This window comes from Zoogloea sp., assembly GCF_030157465.1.
Taxonomy (GTDB): Bacteria; Pseudomonadota; Gammaproteobacteria; order Burkholderiales; family Rhodocyclaceae; genus Zoogloea.
The window spans coordinates 14,269-29,407 of sequence record NZ_JAOAUU010000171.1; the positions used below are offsets into that span (position 1 = coordinate 14,269).

The 15,139-nt window shown below is 68.1% G+C and carries 11 protein-coding genes; 3 read left to right on the forward strand and 8 right to left on the reverse strand.

What is annotated here, in order from left to right; genetic code table 11:
* Positions 1–346 precede the first annotated feature (346 nt).
* Positions 347–1,147 (forward strand): enoyl-CoA hydratase, encoded by an 801-nt coding sequence (locus Q1W26_RS21005; RefSeq protein WP_300444730.1) that lies wholly within the window; start codon positions 347–349, stop codon positions 1,145–1,147.
* Positions 1,148–1,183: 36 nt separating this feature from the next.
* On the forward strand, positions 1,184–1,939 hold the full coding sequence (locus tag Q1W26_RS21010; RefSeq protein WP_300444733.1) for an SDR family NAD(P)-dependent oxidoreductase: 756 nt from the start codon (positions 1,184–1,186) through the stop codon (positions 1,937–1,939).
* Positions 1,940–1,961: 22 nt separating this feature from the next.
* Here the strand turns inward: Q1W26_RS21010 and Q1W26_RS21015 are convergent, their stop codons facing one another.
* From Q1W26_RS21015 to Q1W26_RS21050, 8 genes are all read right to left on the reverse strand, one after another.
* Positions 1,962–2,894: a c-type cytochrome gene (locus Q1W26_RS21015; RefSeq protein WP_300444736.1), complete on the reverse strand. Its 933-nt coding sequence runs from the start codon at positions 2,892–2,894 to the stop codon at positions 1,962–1,964.
* A 55-nt stretch (positions 2,895–2,949) separates the two neighbouring features.
* Positions 2,950–3,693, reverse strand: a complete 744-nt coding sequence (locus tag Q1W26_RS21020) for a c-type cytochrome (RefSeq protein WP_300444738.1) — start codon at positions 3,691–3,693, stop codon at positions 2,950–2,952.
* Between the two features lie 34 nt (positions 3,694–3,727).
* Positions 3,728–5,788, reverse strand: a complete 2,061-nt coding sequence (locus Q1W26_RS21025; protein ID WP_300444741.1) for a c-type cytochrome — start codon at positions 5,786–5,788, stop codon at positions 3,728–3,730.
* Positions 5,789–5,883: 95 nt separating this feature from the next.
* Positions 5,884–6,519, reverse strand: coding sequence for a response regulator (locus Q1W26_RS21030; RefSeq protein WP_300444744.1), 636 nt, complete (start codon positions 6,517–6,519; stop codon positions 5,884–5,886).
* Positions 6,503–8,323 carry a sensor histidine kinase gene (locus tag Q1W26_RS21035; protein WP_300444747.1) on the reverse strand — a complete coding sequence of 607 codons (1,821 nt, stop codon included), beginning with the start codon at positions 8,321–8,323 and terminating at the stop codon, positions 6,503–6,505. Before Q1W26_RS21035 ends, Q1W26_RS21030 begins: the two co-directional genes overlap by 17 nt.
* 75 nt (positions 8,324–8,398) lie before the next feature.
* Positions 8,399–9,994 (reverse strand): FadD3 family acyl-CoA ligase, encoded by a 1,596-nt coding sequence (locus Q1W26_RS21040; protein ID WP_300444750.1) that lies wholly within the window; start codon positions 9,992–9,994, stop codon positions 8,399–8,401.
* Positions 9,995–9,997: 3 nt separating this feature from the next.
* Positions 9,998–10,759: a glucose 1-dehydrogenase gene (locus Q1W26_RS21045; protein ID WP_300444753.1), complete on the reverse strand. Its 762-nt coding sequence runs from the start codon at positions 10,757–10,759 to the stop codon at positions 9,998–10,000.
* A 33-nt stretch (positions 10,760–10,792) separates the two neighbouring features.
* Positions 10,793–12,502 (reverse strand): FAD-binding protein, encoded by a 1,710-nt coding sequence (locus Q1W26_RS21050; protein WP_300444756.1) that lies wholly within the window; start codon positions 12,500–12,502, stop codon positions 10,793–10,795.
* Positions 12,503–13,347: 845 nt separating this feature from the next.
* Here Q1W26_RS21050 and Q1W26_RS21055 point away from each other — a divergent pair.
* On the forward strand, positions 13,348–14,820 hold the full coding sequence (locus Q1W26_RS21055) for an FAD-dependent oxidoreductase (protein ID WP_300444759.1): 1,473 nt from the start codon (positions 13,348–13,350) through the stop codon (positions 14,818–14,820).
* The last annotated feature ends 319 nt before the right edge of the window (positions 14,821–15,139 follow it).

The window sequence follows — 15,139 nt, forward strand, 5'->3', positions numbered from 1 at the left end:
TTTTCTTGTCGGCTGAGCAAGCTGCTTCGGGCTGACTGTCTGGCCGGTCTGCCCGGGCGAATACCATGTTGGAGCGACTTCAGTCGCCCGCGGAGGCTGAAAGCCCGGGATCTACCCCGATTTTGCCGGCGGAGGGCGACTGAAGTCGCCCCAACACAGGCACAAGAACGCGCCCCACGGCGGGGAGGCGAACGGTAGCAGATCAGCCCCGAGGGACGAAAGGCCGGCGACGCCTGTGCAGTCGCCCGCCCTCGTCGTCCGGACGGACGATGAGCCGCCCCCCGCTCCACCCGAATAATCCATTCCAGCCTGCCCGAGCTCCGGGCGTCCGTTGCGAGGAATGCCGATGTCCGCTCTCCCCCCCACTCCCGAAGCCGCGCCGCCGGCCCTGCTCGAACGCCCGGAAGACGGCATTGCCGTGGTCCGGCTGCATCGCCCGGAGGCCACCAATGCCTTGAGCCTGGAGCTGCAGGCGCTGCTGTCGCGGATGTTTGCCGAGCTGGGGGCCGACCCGTCGGTGCGCTGCATCATCCTGACCGGCGGCGATACGGTGTTTGCGGCGGGTGGCGACATCCGCAGCATGGCCGGCGTCGGCGCCATCGAGATCCACCAGCGTCACACGGAACGGGTGTGGGCGCCGATCCAGCACTGCCCCAAACCGGTGATCGCGGCGATCTGCGGCTATGCCTATGGCGGCGGCTGCGAGCTGGCGATGCTGGCCGACATCCTGATCGCTGGCGAGGGTGCGCGCTTTTGTCAGCCGGAAATCCGCATCGGCATCATGCCCGGCATCGGCGGCACCCAGCGCCTGGTGCGGGCGGTGGGCAAGGCCAAGGCCATGCGCATGGCCCTCACCGGCCGGCCGATCACGGCGCAGGAGGCGTGGGTGGCCGGGCTGGTCAGCGAGATCGTTGCCGACGGCGAGGTGATGAGCACCGCGCTGGAAATGGCCCGGACCATCGCCGCCATGCCGGCGCTGGCGGCGGAGCAGATCAAGGAGGTGATCCTGGCCGGCATGGATGCGCCGCTGGAGGTCGCCCTGGCCCTGGAGCGCAAGGCCAATGCCCTGCTCTTTGCGTCCCGCGATCAGAAGGAAGGCATGCAGGCCTTCATCGACAAGCGTCCACCGGTTTTCGAGGGGCGCTGAACCCGGCGCCCTCCATCCACCCTGCAAGGAAGAACAATGTCCCAACCCCTCTTCAATCTGGACGGCTGCGTGGCCCTGGTGACCGGCGCCGGCCGCGGCATGGGCCTTGGCGTGGCCGAAACCCTGGCCCGCTTGGGCGCCACCGTGGCCGTCAACGATTTTTACCCGGAACGGGCCGAGACGGCTGCCGCGGAGATCCGTGCCCTGGGCCTGAAGGCCCTGGCGGCCCCGGCCGACGTGACCGATTACGCCGCAATCCAGGCCATGGTGGCCCGGGTGCAGGACGAGGCCGGTGCCATCGACATCTACGTGTCGAACGCCGGGGTGCCCACCTCGGGCATGGGCTATGCCCGTTTTCTGGAATCCACCCCTGAAGACTGGGAGCGCTTCGTCAAACTCAACATGTATGGCCTGATGAACGGCTGCCACGCGGTTTTGCCGGGCATGCTGGAAAAGGGCTGGGGCCGCATCGTGGCGATCACCTCCGAATCCTGGCGGGCCGGCGTGCCGATGGGCATTGCCGCCTATGCCGCCTCCAAGGCCGGCGTGGTGGGTTTTGTGCGCCAGCTGGCTGCCGAAACCGGGCGCAAGGGCATCACGGTGAATGCCCTGTCCCTGGGCACCATGAACAACTGGGAGGGCTCAGATGCGGTGGCCTGCAAGAGCGCCTTCGTGCCCCGCGCCGGCTCGCCTGCCGACGTGGGCGCAGGCGTGGCCTACCTGGCCTCCCGGGAGGCCGAATGGGTGACCGGCCAGATCTACCCGCTCAACGGTGGGGCGCTCACCGCCTGAAGCCAGGCCCGCCCGCGGCAAGTCACTTCACGCCCTGCCCCAGCTTCTGGCCACCCACGACCACGCCATAGAGGTTCACACCGTCATCGGCGTGGTAGCGCTTGCGGGTCTCGTCAATGTCGCCATTGACCAGGCGGGGGTCCTGGGGGCGCTCGTGGGCGTTGATGTAGGCGGCCACGTCCCAGGCTTCCTGATCGCTCAGGGTCTCGCCGCGGCCCAGGGGCATGTTGTGCTGGATGAAGCCGGCTGCAGTGTTGATGCGGTGCATGCCGGCGCCCCAGTTGTAGGAATCCTTGCCCCACAGGGGCGGGAAGACCGTGGTGGCGCCCACCTTCCTGCCCGCGCCATCATCCCCGTGGCAAATGGCGCACTGCTTCTCGTAAACACGCTGGCCGCGGGCGATGTCATAACCGCCTTTGGGCGGCGGCGGCTCGTCAAAGCCCCGGCCCGGCTGGACCTTGCCGATGGGCACGCCGCTGGACATCCAGTAGGCATAGGCCGTAAGGGCCGCCAGAACCTCGCTGTCCGCAGCGGGTGCCTTGCCGTTCATGCTGAACTGGAAACAGCCCTGCATGCGCTCGACAAAGGTGTTCACCTTGTTGTTCTTCTTGCGGAAGGCCGGATACATCGTATAGGCCGCCCACAGGGGTGCGGAGTTGGCCTTGCGGCCCCGGTCGATGTGGCAATTGACGCAATTCATCTCGTTGCCCACGTACTCAGGCGCGAGCGCCCTGGTGTTCATGAACAGATCCTGCCCGCGGCGCACCAGATCGCCATAGGCGTTGTTGGGAATGTCGGCCTCGGCCGGGGGCTGGAAGTAAGCCTTGCCCGACGGACGTGCGGGGGCTTTGGGAAGCTGGGTCTGGTCGTCCAGGCGGGTGCTGTCGGCCGCCATCGCATGGGCGGCCATCAGGGGCAGTAGCGCGGCAGTCAGCCGGCGGAGCGTGGTTTTCATGGCGGCGGGTCCTGGGTGGGTCACGGGGGGCGGGGTCACGGGCAAGGACTGCGGCTCAGCGCAAACGGTGCTGGCTTGCATCGAAGGGCTCCGTGGTTTCTCCCAGGCCGGCGAAGTAGGCGGAGACCGCCTTGATCTCGGCCTCGCTAAGGTCTGCCGCGATGTGCTGCATCAAGCCGTTGGGGTCGTTCCGGCGTGTGGGCGGAACGGCCGCGAGCGCCTTGCCCTTTCTGCCCGCAGGCCCGGCCGGCGAAGCGCGCCAGGCCCGCAACTGGGCCTCGATGTATTCCGCCGACTGGCCGGCCAGGGGCGGAAAGGCATCGCCCACCCCCACCCCGGACGGGCCGTGGCAGAGGGTGCATTCGGGAATGTTGCGATCCCAGGCCCCCCGCAGGGCCAGCCAGGCACCGCTGCCCTCCCGCGGCCGCTCTAGCGTTCCGGCCTTGACCTGAACCCTCGGCAAGGCCGCATAGGCCTTGGCCACGGCCGCCACCTCTGCATCGTCGAGAGCCTGGGAGATGGGCTGCATCAGGGGGTTCTGGCGCCGACCGGCCTTGAAGTCGGCCAGCTGCTTGGCGATGTAGGCCTCGGGCAGGCCGGCCAGGCGCGGAAAACCGCCGGCTGCCATGCCCTTGCCGTCGGCTCCGTGGCAGCTCATGCAGGGCATGGCCGCCGGGTTGGCGCCGCCTTTCTGGATGATGGCCTCGCCATCGGCGGCCCTGGCCTGTAGCGACAGCGTCAGCAGGGACGCGGACAGGCACAGGATCAAGGCCAGGGGTCTCGCAGGGGATGTAAACATGGATGACTCCTCGGTCCGGGTTATCTCTTGTTGTTCAGTAGCGGGCGTCGGCCGGCTTCTTGTCCTTCGGCCAGTCCTTCGCCTTCTCGGCAAAATCCGGGCGCGGCTGGTGACTGAAGTACTCGGCCACGTCCACCGCCTCCTGGTCCGACAGCCCACCCTGGCCAAGGGGAAACTTGCCGTGGAAGCCGATCGGCATGTTGCGCTTGACGAAGGCCGCTGCCGTGTAGGTGCGGGCCATGCCGGCGCCGATGTTGAAGGAGGCGTCGCCCCACAGCGGCGGATAGACATAGCGGCCATCCGCCTGGCGCAGGCCTTCACCGTCGTTGCCGTGGCACACGGCGCACTGGTCGGCATAGACCTTCCTGCCGTTCTCCGGGTCGGGCTGGATGTTGCGGTCGATCTTGCCCACGCCGCGCCCCGGCACCTTGTCTTCCGGCCTGGTCTCGCGCTTCATCCAGTCGAAGTAGGCCACCATGGCCTTCATGTCGGGAGAATCCGGCGGCAGCGGCTTGCCGTTCATGGAGCGCTTGAAACAGCCGTTGATGCGGTCCTCCAGGGTGATCACCCGCCCCGCCCTGGGCGCATAGCCGGGGAAGAAGGCCGACACGCCGACGAAGGGCGAGCCGTCGGCCACCGTACCGGCGTTGAGGTGGCAGCTTGTGCAGTTGAGGGCGTTGCCCACGTTCTGGGGCAGCAAGTCCCTGGTTTCCAGGTGCAGGCGCATGCCGCGCACCAGCTGCCGGGCGTTGGGGCTGCTGAGCATGTCGGCCAGGCGTGGGGTCTCGAAGGCGCTCGTGTCCACCTTCGGGTCCAGGGCGGCGCGCATCTTCTTCACCTGGTCCGCGTTCACCACGGCCCCGCCATTGCCCCAGCCGGCCCGCACAAAACTCATGATCTCGGCCAGCTCTGCATCCTTGAGCCGGGCAAAGCCGGGCATGGCGAAGGCCCGCGGATGGGCCGCGGTCGCTGCGGTCTGGCCGCCGGTGAGGACGATGTGCAACAGGGTGGCCGGGTCCTTGGTCATCACGGCCGGGTTACCGGCCAGGGGCGGAAAAACCTTGGGCACACCGCTGCCGTCCTGGCGGTGGCAGTCCACGCAGAACTGCACGTATCCCAGACCGCCCCGGCTGCTGTAGAGATTCTCGGGCAGCGCGCCCGCCACCACCTTGCGGGGCACCGTTGGTACCGGGAGTTCGTTCTCTCCTGGCGGCAGGGCCTTCAGGTAGGTGGCGATGGCGACCAGATCCTCATCCTTGAGGTGCTGGGTGCTGTGCAGGATCACCTCGGCCATGTTGCCCGAGGCCGCGGCAAAGCGGTTCTGCCCGGTCTTCAGGAAGCGCGCCGTATCGTCCACCGTCCACAATCCGCGCAGGCTCAGGGCCCGCCAGTGCTCCACGGTCTCGCCGGCCAGAAAGTGGCGCCCCTTCGGCCCCCCGTCGCCCATGGCCTTCTCCTGGAAGGCCAGCCCCCGCGGCGTATGGCAGGCGCCACAGTGCCCGAGGCCCTGGACCAGGTAGGCACCCCGGTTCCAGACCGGGTCCTTCTTTGGATCAGGCTTGAAGGGCGTCGTGTCGAGGAAGGCCCAGTTCCACAGGGAGAGGCCCCAGCGCATGTTGAAGGGCCAGTGCATGTCCGAGGGCTTGTTGGCCTGCTTCACCGGTGCGAGGCCCTGCATCAGGTAGGCGTAAAGGGCCTGCATGTCGTCCGCCGTCATCCTGGCGTAAGAGGGATAAGGCATCGCCGGGTAGAGGTTGTGGCCATCCGCCGCCACGCCCTTGCGCATGGCCCGGTCGAACTGCTCGAAGCTGTACTTGCCAATGCCGGTTTCCCGGTCCGGGGTGATATTGGTGGAATAGAGCTTGCCGAAGGGCGTCTCCAGGCCCCGGCCGCCGGCCATGGGCGCGCCTTTGTCCGCCGTATGGCAGGCCACGCAATCACCCGCCTGGGCCAGATAACGCCCCCGCTCCACGGTAGCCCCGTCTGCGGGCGCCGCCCGCGTCGGGCCGCTGGTCAACGCAAGAAGGGCCGCGCCCATCAGGACGAGGCCGGCAAACGGCCGGCGGATCTGCCGGCCCGTGTCAGTGCTGCTCATGGCGTGCTCCCTGCCGCTTGTTCTGAGCACAAGTCTAGGGAGATGCCCCGGGTCCGACCATCCGGACATCAGGCTAGCGCAATAGCCGAAACCGTCTAGTCGAGCCCCTTGGGATCGGCGCGGAGGATCAATCGGGCCAGCTCGGCCGCGCTGCCGGTGGCGGTCTTGTCCATCACATGCTGGCGATGCACATGCACGGTGTTGTCGCTGATGCCGAGCAGACGCGCGACTTCCTTGTTGGCCAGTCCCAGGGCGAGGAGGCGGGCCACCTCCCGCTCCCGGGCCGACAGGCGGGTCAGAATCTCCAGTGCTTCATCCTGGCGGCGCTGGGTGGCGTGACGCTCCAGGCTCACCTGCACCGCCCGCTCCACCGCATCGAGAAAAACCTGGTCCTTGAAGGGCTTCTGCAGGAAATCCAGCGCACCGTCCTTCATCGCCTGCACGGCCAGTTCCACGTCACCGTGGCCGGTCATGAAGATCACGGTGAACATCGATCCGGCAGCCAGCAGGCGCCGCTGCAGCTCCAGCCCGCTCAGCCGCGGCATGCGGATGTCAAGGACGATGCAGCCGCCCGCGACGGGGAAGACCGGCGCGGCGGCGAGGAAGGCTTCGGCGGATTCATGCCCCACCGCCTGCCAGCCCACCGATTCGAGCAGGAACAGCAGGGAGCGGCGGAACGGGGCTTCGTCATCCACCACGTGGATCACGGGCATGTCAGGGGAGGCTGTCATGAACTCTCTCGGGCGGAGGTGGAGCCCCATCGACCAGGGGCAGCGTGAAACGGATGACCAGGCCGGGGCCGGGTTGGGCCTCGCTGGCGGCAATCTCACCACCATGCGCTTCGATGATGGTCTTGCAGATGGACAGGCCCAGCCCCAGGCCGTCGGGCTTGGTCGTGAAGAAGGCCTCGAAAAGCCGCGCCTGCAGCTCGGGCGACAGGCCCGGCCCGTGGTCACGAACAGCCACGATACAGCGCGCCCCTTCCCGGCTCAGGTCGACCTCGATGGGCAGATCGCACCCCACCGCCTGCTGGGCATCCCAGGCGTTCTTGAACAGGTTGAGCAAGACCTGCTGGGCCTGCAGCGGATCCACCCACACCTGCAGCCCGGTCGCCCCGGCCCCCTGCCGGAGCATTACTCCGGGGACGCCCGGCAGCATGCCCGCAAGAAGCCGGCTGGCCTCCCGGACCAGCGCCGCCGGATCGTGGGCCTCGCGGACACGGTTGCGCTTGCGGGCAAAGGCGCGAATGCCGCCGAGGATGCCGGCGGCCCGCTCGGATTCGCTGGCGATCTCCTCCGCCGCCTGACGCAGGGCAGCCGGCGCCAGGCTGCCGCTGTCCTGTCGGCGCAGCAGGCTGCGGGCATAGTTGCCAATGGCCGCCAGGGGCTGGTTCAGTTCATGGGCAAGTGTTCCGGACAGCTCGCCGAGGATGGACAGGCGGGACAGGTGATCCATCTGCTGCTGCCCTTCGCGGACCTGCACCTCCAGGCGCTGACGGGCCTCCATGGCCTGGGTCAGCTCCCGCGTCCGGCGTTGCACCAGATGTTCCACGTGCAGGGTGTAAGCCCCCCAGGCCAGCAGCGTCAGCACCAGGCCGCATACCCACGGCCAATAACGTTCCCACAGGGAGGGCCAGGCGGTTTCCCTCAGGAAGGCATAGGGGCCGATCTGCAGCTCCTGCAGCAGTTCATGCACCGGGTGGTAGTCCGCCGGCACGCTCCATGATTGCCCCGCCGCATCCGGCGAAAGGGACAGCAGGGCCACCAGCACATCCCGCGACAGGGCCGGCGGCGTAGGCCGCGCCGCGGCAAAGGCCCAGCCCGGATAAAGGCGGGACGACACCCGACAGCGGCTCATGCCGGAACGGGGCGACAACACCCGGAGCTGACCCGGCCTCAGCGCGCCCTCCTGCTCGAGGCGCTCCAGCAGGCAGGCCCGCAGCACCCCGGCATCCGCATCGCCGTTGAGCACCGCCTCCACCACCTTGGACATGGGAAAGCCGGTCAGCATCGGCCGGGGCTGCCCCTGCTCCGGGTCCAGCCCCAGGCGGCGAAGCTCCGCCCACATGACCTGGTAGCCGCCAAAGGCATCGGTCGACACCGCTGCCAGGGTCCGCCCCTTGAGGTCGGCCAGCCCGGCAATGTCCCGGCGCTCATCCAGCACCACCACGGCCGAGCCCACCACGTGGGCCGGATCGGTGGAGGCATCGGCCACCAGGGTGGCGATCCGGCTGACACCGCTTTCCGCCTCGAGAAATACGTAATGCCCCGGGTTGGTGACCACGAAATCCAGCTCACCGGCCGAGAGCGCGGCCGCCATGCCGGCCACATCGAAATGGCGCAGGGCGAGCGTTCGCCCCGGCAACCGATCCTGCAGCTGGTTCATCAGGGACGACCAGCGGATCTCCGCCTCCTCCAGCCCTTGCCAGGCCAGCACGCCGATCCGCACCGGCGGGGCCGCCTCGGCACCCCACGCGGCGAGCGTGAAGAAGCCAAGCATCATCAGGGCAACAAGATCACGGAACGAAAACCTCATGGGCGAGAGTGTCCGCCGGATGGGACTCCCGGGACAAGCCTCCGCGGCGACAACCGAGCCGGCGGGCCCTGCAGCTCAGGCCGCCTGGCTCACCAGCGCCCTCAGTTCGTTCTTGGCCACCTTGTTGGAGGCATTGACCGGCAGGGCGTCGAAGAAGCGCACGTAGCGGGGCACCTTGTAGTTGGCCATGTTCTCCCGGCTCCAGGCGATCAGGCTGCCTTCGTCCAGTGCGGCGCCCGGGCGCCGCACCACGCAGGCGCAGCCCACTTCGCCCATGCGCTCGTCGGGCACGCCCACCACCGCCACCTGGGCGATGGCCGGGTGGCCGGTCAGGGCGGCTTCGATCTCGGCCGGGTAGCAGTTGAAGCCGCCGACGATGAACATGTCCTTGAGCCGGTCGGTGATGCGCAGGTAGCCCCGCTCGTCCAGAGTGCCGATGTCGCCGGTGTGCAGCCAGCCGTCGCTATCGATGGTCTCGGCGGTGGCCTCCGGGTTCTCGAAGTAGCCCTTCATCACGTGAAAGCCGCGCAGGCAGATCTCGCCGGGCTCCAAGGGCGGCAAGGGCCGGCCGTTCGGGTCCAGGATGCACACCTCGGTGCCGGGAATCGCCTTGCCGCTGGTGCCGGCAATGGTGGCGGCATCGTCGTCCGGGTTGCAGATCGTGGCCAGGCCGCCGCATTCGGTCAGGCCGTAGGCGGTGGTCACCACCCGGATGCCCAGCTCGCGGCGCATGCATTCGATCAGGATCGGGGGAATCGTCGAGGCGCCGGTCACCGCGATGCGCAGGGACGACAAATCGGCCTCGGCCAGCCGGGGGTGGGCCAGCATGGACAGATAAAGGGTCGGCGGGCCGGGCAGCGCGGTGATGCGGTCGGCCTCGATGCGCTGGAACACGGCTTCGGCATCGAAAACCGGCTGGGGCAGGATGGTGGCGCCGGCGATCAGGCAGGTGATCCAGCCGGCCTTGTAGCCAAAGCTGTGGAAGAAAGGATTGACCACCAGGTAACGATCGCCCGCCTGCAGCCCGATGATCCGCACGTATTCGGCAAAGGCCCGCAGGGTGGGCGCGTGGGCGCTCATCACACCCTTGGGCTTGCCGGTGGTGCCGGAGGTGAACATCAGGTCGGCGATGTCGTCCGGGCGCACGGCATCGGCCCGGGCGCGGGCCTGCTCGTTGCTGATGCCGGCGCCGCTGGCCAGAAAGGCCGCCCAGGGCTGGCCGCCCTGCCACGCCTCCTGCCACTCGCCCAGCACCACGATCTTGCCCACACAGGCCGGACGCACGGGCGCCAGCATGGCCGGGTAGTCGGTGCCCAGAAAATTGCCGATGCAGAACAGCAGGCGGGCGTGGCTGCGGGCCAGGATGTCGGCGGCCTCGGCGCCTTTCATGCGGGTGTTGATGGGCACCATCACCGCGCCGGCGCAGTGGATGCCGAGGGCGGCCAGCACCCAGTCGATGCAGTTGGGCGCCCAGATGGCCACCTTGTCGCCGGGCTGGATGCCGTGGGCCATCAGGGCGCGGGTTACGGCCAGGGCCTGTTCGGGCAGTTCGGCGTAGGTGATGCGGCGGCCCGGCTCTTCGAGGGCCACCCGCGCGCCATGGTGGCGGGCGGCGGAAAACAGCAGGGCCGGAATGGTGGGGGCGATGGCGGAAAGCGTGGCTTCGGTCATGGTTCAGACACTCATCACGAACTGGCCGCTGTCCACCCGCAATTCCATCCCATTGATGGCGCGGGCTTCGTCGGAGGCCAGAAAAAGCACTGCCGCGGCCACGTCTTCGGGCTGGCAGGCGCGGAACATGGGGTCCACGTCGATGGTGAAGCGCGCCGGATCGAGCCCCGGCGGGTAGGCCGCGGCGCTCATCGGGGTAAGCACGCCGTCCGGGTGCACCGAGTTGCAGCGGACGCGATATTTCTGGCGCCGGCAGTGGGCCGCCACCGCCCGGCTGAGCGCGGCGATGGCACCCTTCGAGCCGCAGTAGGCGGCGTAATCGTCCTTGCCCGCCAGGCCGGCGATGGACGACATATTGACGATGGAACCGCCACCGCCCTCCTTCATCAGGGCGACGCCTTCACGGCAACCGAGGAAGACGCTGTCGGCATTGACGCGCATCAGGCGCTGCCAGTCGTCCAGGCTGGCGTCCTCGATGGAACCCTTGATGAGGATGCCGGCGTTGTTCACCAGAATGTCCAGGCGGCCGAAGCGGGCCTTCACTTCGCTCATCACCTGTTTCCAGTCGGCCTCGGAGGCCGCATCGTGGCGCAGAAACACCGCCTCGCCGCCAATGCGCCCGGCCAGGGCGCGGCCCGCTTCCTCGGCGATGTCGGTGATCACCACCCGTGCGCCCTCCCTGGCCAGCAGTTCGACCGTGGCCTTGCCGAGGCCGCTGGCCCCGCCGGTGACCAGGGCCACCTTGTCTTGTACGCGTCCTGCCATGTGTGTCTCCTTGGATTCCTGTCGTGGGTGGGCTCAGGCGCCCCGGGCGATGTGGTGGGCGGCGATGTAGCCGAAAGTCATGGCCGGGCCCAGGGTGCCGCCGGCGCCGGGATAGGAAGTTCCCATCACCGAGGCCGAGGTGTTGCCGATGGCGTACAGGCCGGGAATCGGGCTACCGTCGGCGCGGATCACCTGGGCATCGGCATTGGTGAGCAGGCCGCCCTTGGTGCCAATGTCGCCGGCGTCGAGGCGCATGGCGTAAAAGGGGCCCTTTGCAATGGGCGCCAGGCAGGGGTTGGGCTTCACGTTCACGTCGCCGTAGTAGCGGTCGAAGGCATTGCCGCCGCGGGCGAAGTCGGTGTCGATGCCGGTGCGCGCGTATTCGTTCATCTGCCGCACGGTGGCGGCGAGGCCGGCTGCCTCCACGCCGATCTGCCCGGCGAGTTCGGCCAGGGTGTCGGCTTTCCAGTAAACGCTGTTGAGCCACTCCTTGCGCAGCCGGCTGTCGGGCATCACCTGGCCGGGCATCAAGGGGCCCATCGCGTAGTTGAAGCGGAAATGGGCATCGAAGATCACCCAGGCCGGAATGCTGCGGCCGCCGCTGCCCGCGTTGTCCTTGTACATGCTGTCTACAAATTCCAGGTAGGGCGCCGCTTCGTTAACGAAGCGCCGGCCCAGGCCATTCACCACGATGGCCCCCGGAAAGGCCCGCTCGGCAAAAACGCCGCGGGGCTTTTCTTCCTTCGGTACGGCAATGGTGGGCGCCCACCAGCACCATTCCAAAAGGTCGGTGGCCGCGCCGGCCGCCTGGCCGGCGATCAGCGCTGCGCCGGTATTGCAGCCGGGCGGGGTGGCGCTCCAGCTGGCGCGGGTGGGGCCGGGCAGGTATTTCTCGCGCAGTTGCTGGTTCTGCTCGAAGCCGCCGGCGCCGAAGATCACGCCCTTGCGGGCCCTGAGCGTGCGGCGCACACCGCCCTGCTCCACCACGATGCCGCTGACTTTGCCCCCATCCAGCACCAGCTCCCGGAAGTCGGTCTTCAGCCACAGGGGCACATCCCTATCCATCAGGGAGCGACGCAGGGAACTCACCAGTGCACTGCCCAGGCCGGCGCGGCGGTCCATGCGGCTCTTGCGGCGCCAGCGCAGATCCAGCTGGTAACGCAACATCAGTCCCATGATCTTGAAGCGCCAGCCGCGCTCCTTGGCCATGGCCTTGTGGGCGTCGCGGGCGGTCCAGGCAATGCGGCCCATCAGCAGCGTTGATGGAGACGGGCTGCGCAGGTTCTTCAACTCGTCGCCCAGCAAGCTGGTGTCGAAGAGTTCCGGGTCCAGGCTGCGGCCCCCCGGCAGAGCGCCGGGCAGATGCTGGTAGTAGTCCGGATACTTGTGGGCCACCGCGTAACGCACCCGGGACTTCGTTTCCAGGTACTGGATCATCCGTGGGGCGTGCTCCAGGTAGGCCAGCAGGCGGCTCTCGTCCACCTGGCCGCCGGTGGCGGCACGCAGGTAGGTCAGCGCCAGTTCGCGGCTGTCACGGCCACCGATGTGTTTGAAGTAATGGTTGTCGGGGATCCAGATTCCACCGCCGGAAATGGCCGAGGTTCCCCCGAACTTGTCGCTTTTTTCCACCACCAGCACCGACAGGCCCTGGTCGGCGGCGGTTACCGCCGCGGTCATGGCACCTGCGCCGGAGCCGACGACGATGACGTCGAAGGCGGTCTGGGACTGATCTTGTGCGCTCACGCTGGCCTCGCTGAAATGGGTGTCGAAGCCGATATTCCCGCGGGCGCCCGGCGCGGCCATCGTCAAAGCGGACTAGCCCGATCCGGCCATGGGGCCCCGGCATGGCTTAGTCCAATCGGCCGATGCCGGGCGGGCGGGGTGGCTTGATGATTTCGGGAGTGTCTTTATGTTTGGGCGCTTTGCTGGGGGGATTTCCGTTGTTTGGGGTTACGTTGGCCGGGACTCGCCCCGGCGGGCGACCTTCTTCTTTGCTTCGCCAAAGAAGAAGGCAAGAAAGGCGACCCGGCTTCCCCGGTCGTTCGCGTTGCGAACGACTGCCCTGCGCTGCTCACAGCGTGCGGCCGGCGCGGAACTCGCCCTTCGGGCTCAAACAGCCGCGCCGGAAAGCCCCGCCCGCTGCTGCGCTGCTCGGCGGGTCAGGACGGGCTTTTCCGCAAACACCGAGCCTTTGCTGAAGCGGGGTTGATGATCGACAGAAAAAGCAGAACCCCAACGTCTTTCCTCCACCGGCCCCTCCGTAGAGGCTCGGTGCCTGCTCAAAGCCCGTTCCGACCCGCCGAGCAGCGCAGCGACAGGCGGGGTAGTCCGGCGCGGCTGTTTGAGCCCGAAGGGCGAGTTCCGCGCCGGCCGCCTGGCGTGAGCAGCGCAGGGCAGTCATTCGCTTAAGCGAATGACCGGGGTGGCCGGGTCGCCTTCTTTGCCTTCTTTCTTGGCGAAGCAAGAAAGAAGGTCGCCCGCCGGGGCGAGACCCGGCCAACGTAACCCCAAACAACGGAAAGCCCCCCAGCAAAGTCACCTTATCCGACTCACCCCCCTGAAAACCCGCTTCATCCCCGGAGAACACCATGCCCCAACCCCGCCGTTTCAGCCCCGCCCGCCCCTGCTTCATCCAGGATGTTCCCCATTGGGATCTGGAGACCGATGTGCTCGTCGTCGGCTTTGGTGCCGCCGGCGCCTGTGCCGCCATCGAGGCCCGCCAGGCCGGAGCCCGGGTGCGGGTGCTGGAGGTGGCGTCGGCCGGCGGTGGCAGTGCCGCCTGGTCCGGCGGCGAGGTGTACGTGGGCGGCAGCGGTGGCACCAGCGTGCAGCGGGCTCATGGCTTCGAGGACAGTACCGAGGATCTGGCCGCCTACCTGATGATGGCCGGCGGCCCGGGTGCCGACGGTGAGCGGGTGCAGGCCTACGCCCATGGGGCCGAGGCTCATTTTCGCTGGCTGCAGGATCAGGGCGTGCCCTTCAAGGGCAGCTACCTGCCGGGCAAGTGGATCGAGCCCACCAGCGACGACACCCTGCTGTGGTCCGGCAGCGAGCAGGCCTGGCCCTTCCGCGACAAGGCCCGCCCGGCGCCCCGCGGCCACACCGCCCAGTTTGTGGGCTGGGGCGGCGGCAAGGTGCTGATGGAAAAGCTGTGCGCCCGGGCCGCCGAGCTGGGGGCCGAGGTGCACACCGACAGCCGTGCCCTCACCCTGATCCTGGATCACACCCATGCGGTGGCCGGCGTGGTGGCCCGCATGGATGGCGCCGAGAAGTTCATCCGGGCGCACAAGGGCGTGATCCTGTGCGCCGGTGGCTTCATTCTCAACAAGGCCATGCTGGCCCGTTTCACCCCCGGCGCGCTGGTCTGCAACAAGGAGGTGTCCGGCGGCAATGACGACGGTTCGGGCATCCGGATGGGCATGGCGGTGGGCGGCGCGGCCATCCACATGGACCAATTTTTTGCCACGGTGCCTTTCTTTCCGCCGGCCTCCCTGGTCAAGGGCATCTTCATCAACGGGCGCGGAGAGCGCTTCATCAACGAGGACGCCTACCACGGCCGGGTGGCCCACTACGTGCTGCGCCAGCCGGAGGGCAAGGCCTGGCTGCTGGTGGATGACGGGATTTTCGGCCGGCCGGTGATCAAGCCGGACGTCACCGTCGCCGCCGTGGGCGAGACCTGGGAAGAAGTCGAGCAGGAGCTGGGCCTGCCGGCGGGCAGCCTGGTGCACACCGTCAAGACCTTCAACGAAGAGGCCGAAGCAGGCCGCGACCCGCTCTTTCACAAGGCCGCCGACTGGCTGCGCCCGCTCACCCAGGCGCCCTTTGCCGCCATCAGCTATTGCAACGCCGACCTGGAAGCCCACGCCTTCACCCTCGGCGGCCTCGCCACCCGCCCCGGCGGCGAGGTGCTCGATGGCGACGGCCAGCCGATTCCGGGCCTGTTCGCCGCGGGCCGCAGCGCCTGCGGCCTGCCGCGCTGGGGCGAAGGCTACAGCTCGGGGCTGTCGCTGGGGGATTCCACCTTCTTCGGGCGCATGGCCGGGCGGACGGCTGCGGGTTAATAGGCGCCCATTTTGTAGGGGCGACTTCAGTCGCCCGCGGAGGCTGATCAGCGACTTGCCTGCGATTCAAAGCGCGGACGGGTGGTTGAAATCGCTCTATTCGCGTTAAGTGCGGAAAGTGTTTTCCCCGCGAAAGGTCAGGTTCTCCAAGGCCGGCGGGCTTTCCCGTGTTTGGCGTTACGTTGGCCGGGGTTTCCCACGGCCGGGTTTGCACACCCGGCCGGCTACGGCGGCGCGGAGCGATGCTCCGCGAAACCCCGCCTCCGCCCCCGGCGGGCGACCTTCTTTCTTGTTGTACGACAAGAAAGAAGGCAAAGAA

What these genes read in the sequence shown, in the direction of transcription:
- Q1W26_RS21005 (WP_300444730.1), top strand. Translation starts at nt 347, where the DNA reads ATGTCCGCTCTCCCCCCCACTCCCGAAGCCGCGCCGCCGGCCCTGCTC.
- Q1W26_RS21015 (WP_300444736.1), bottom strand. Translation starts at nt 2,894, where the DNA reads ATGAAAACCACGCTCCGCCGGCTGACTGCCGCGCTACTGCCCCTGATG.
- Q1W26_RS21030 (WP_300444744.1), bottom strand. Translation starts at nt 6,519, where the DNA reads ATGACAGCCTCCCCTGACATGCCCGTGATCCACGTGGTGGATGACGAA.
- Q1W26_RS21020 (WP_300444738.1), bottom strand. Translation starts at nt 3,693, where the DNA reads ATGTTTACATCCCCTGCGAGACCCCTGGCCTTGATCCTGTGCCTGTCC.
- Q1W26_RS21040 (WP_300444750.1), bottom strand. Translation starts at nt 9,994, where the DNA reads ATGACCGAAGCCACGCTTTCCGCCATCGCCCCCACCATTCCGGCCCTG.
- Q1W26_RS21055 (WP_300444759.1), top strand. Translation starts at nt 13,348, where the DNA reads ATGCCCCAACCCCGCCGTTTCAGCCCCGCCCGCCCCTGCTTCATCCAG.
- Q1W26_RS21045 (WP_300444753.1), bottom strand. Translation starts at nt 10,759, where the DNA reads ATGGCAGGACGCGTACAAGACAAGGTGGCCCTGGTCACCGGCGGGGCC.
- Q1W26_RS21035 (WP_300444747.1), bottom strand. Translation starts at nt 8,323, where the DNA reads ATGAGGTTTTCGTTCCGTGATCTTGTTGCCCTGATGATGCTTGGCTTC.
- Q1W26_RS21010 (WP_300444733.1), top strand. Translation starts at nt 1,184, where the DNA reads ATGTCCCAACCCCTCTTCAATCTGGACGGCTGCGTGGCCCTGGTGACC.
- Q1W26_RS21025 (WP_300444741.1), bottom strand. Translation starts at nt 5,788, where the DNA reads ATGAGCAGCACTGACACGGGCCGGCAGATCCGCCGGCCGTTTGCCGGC.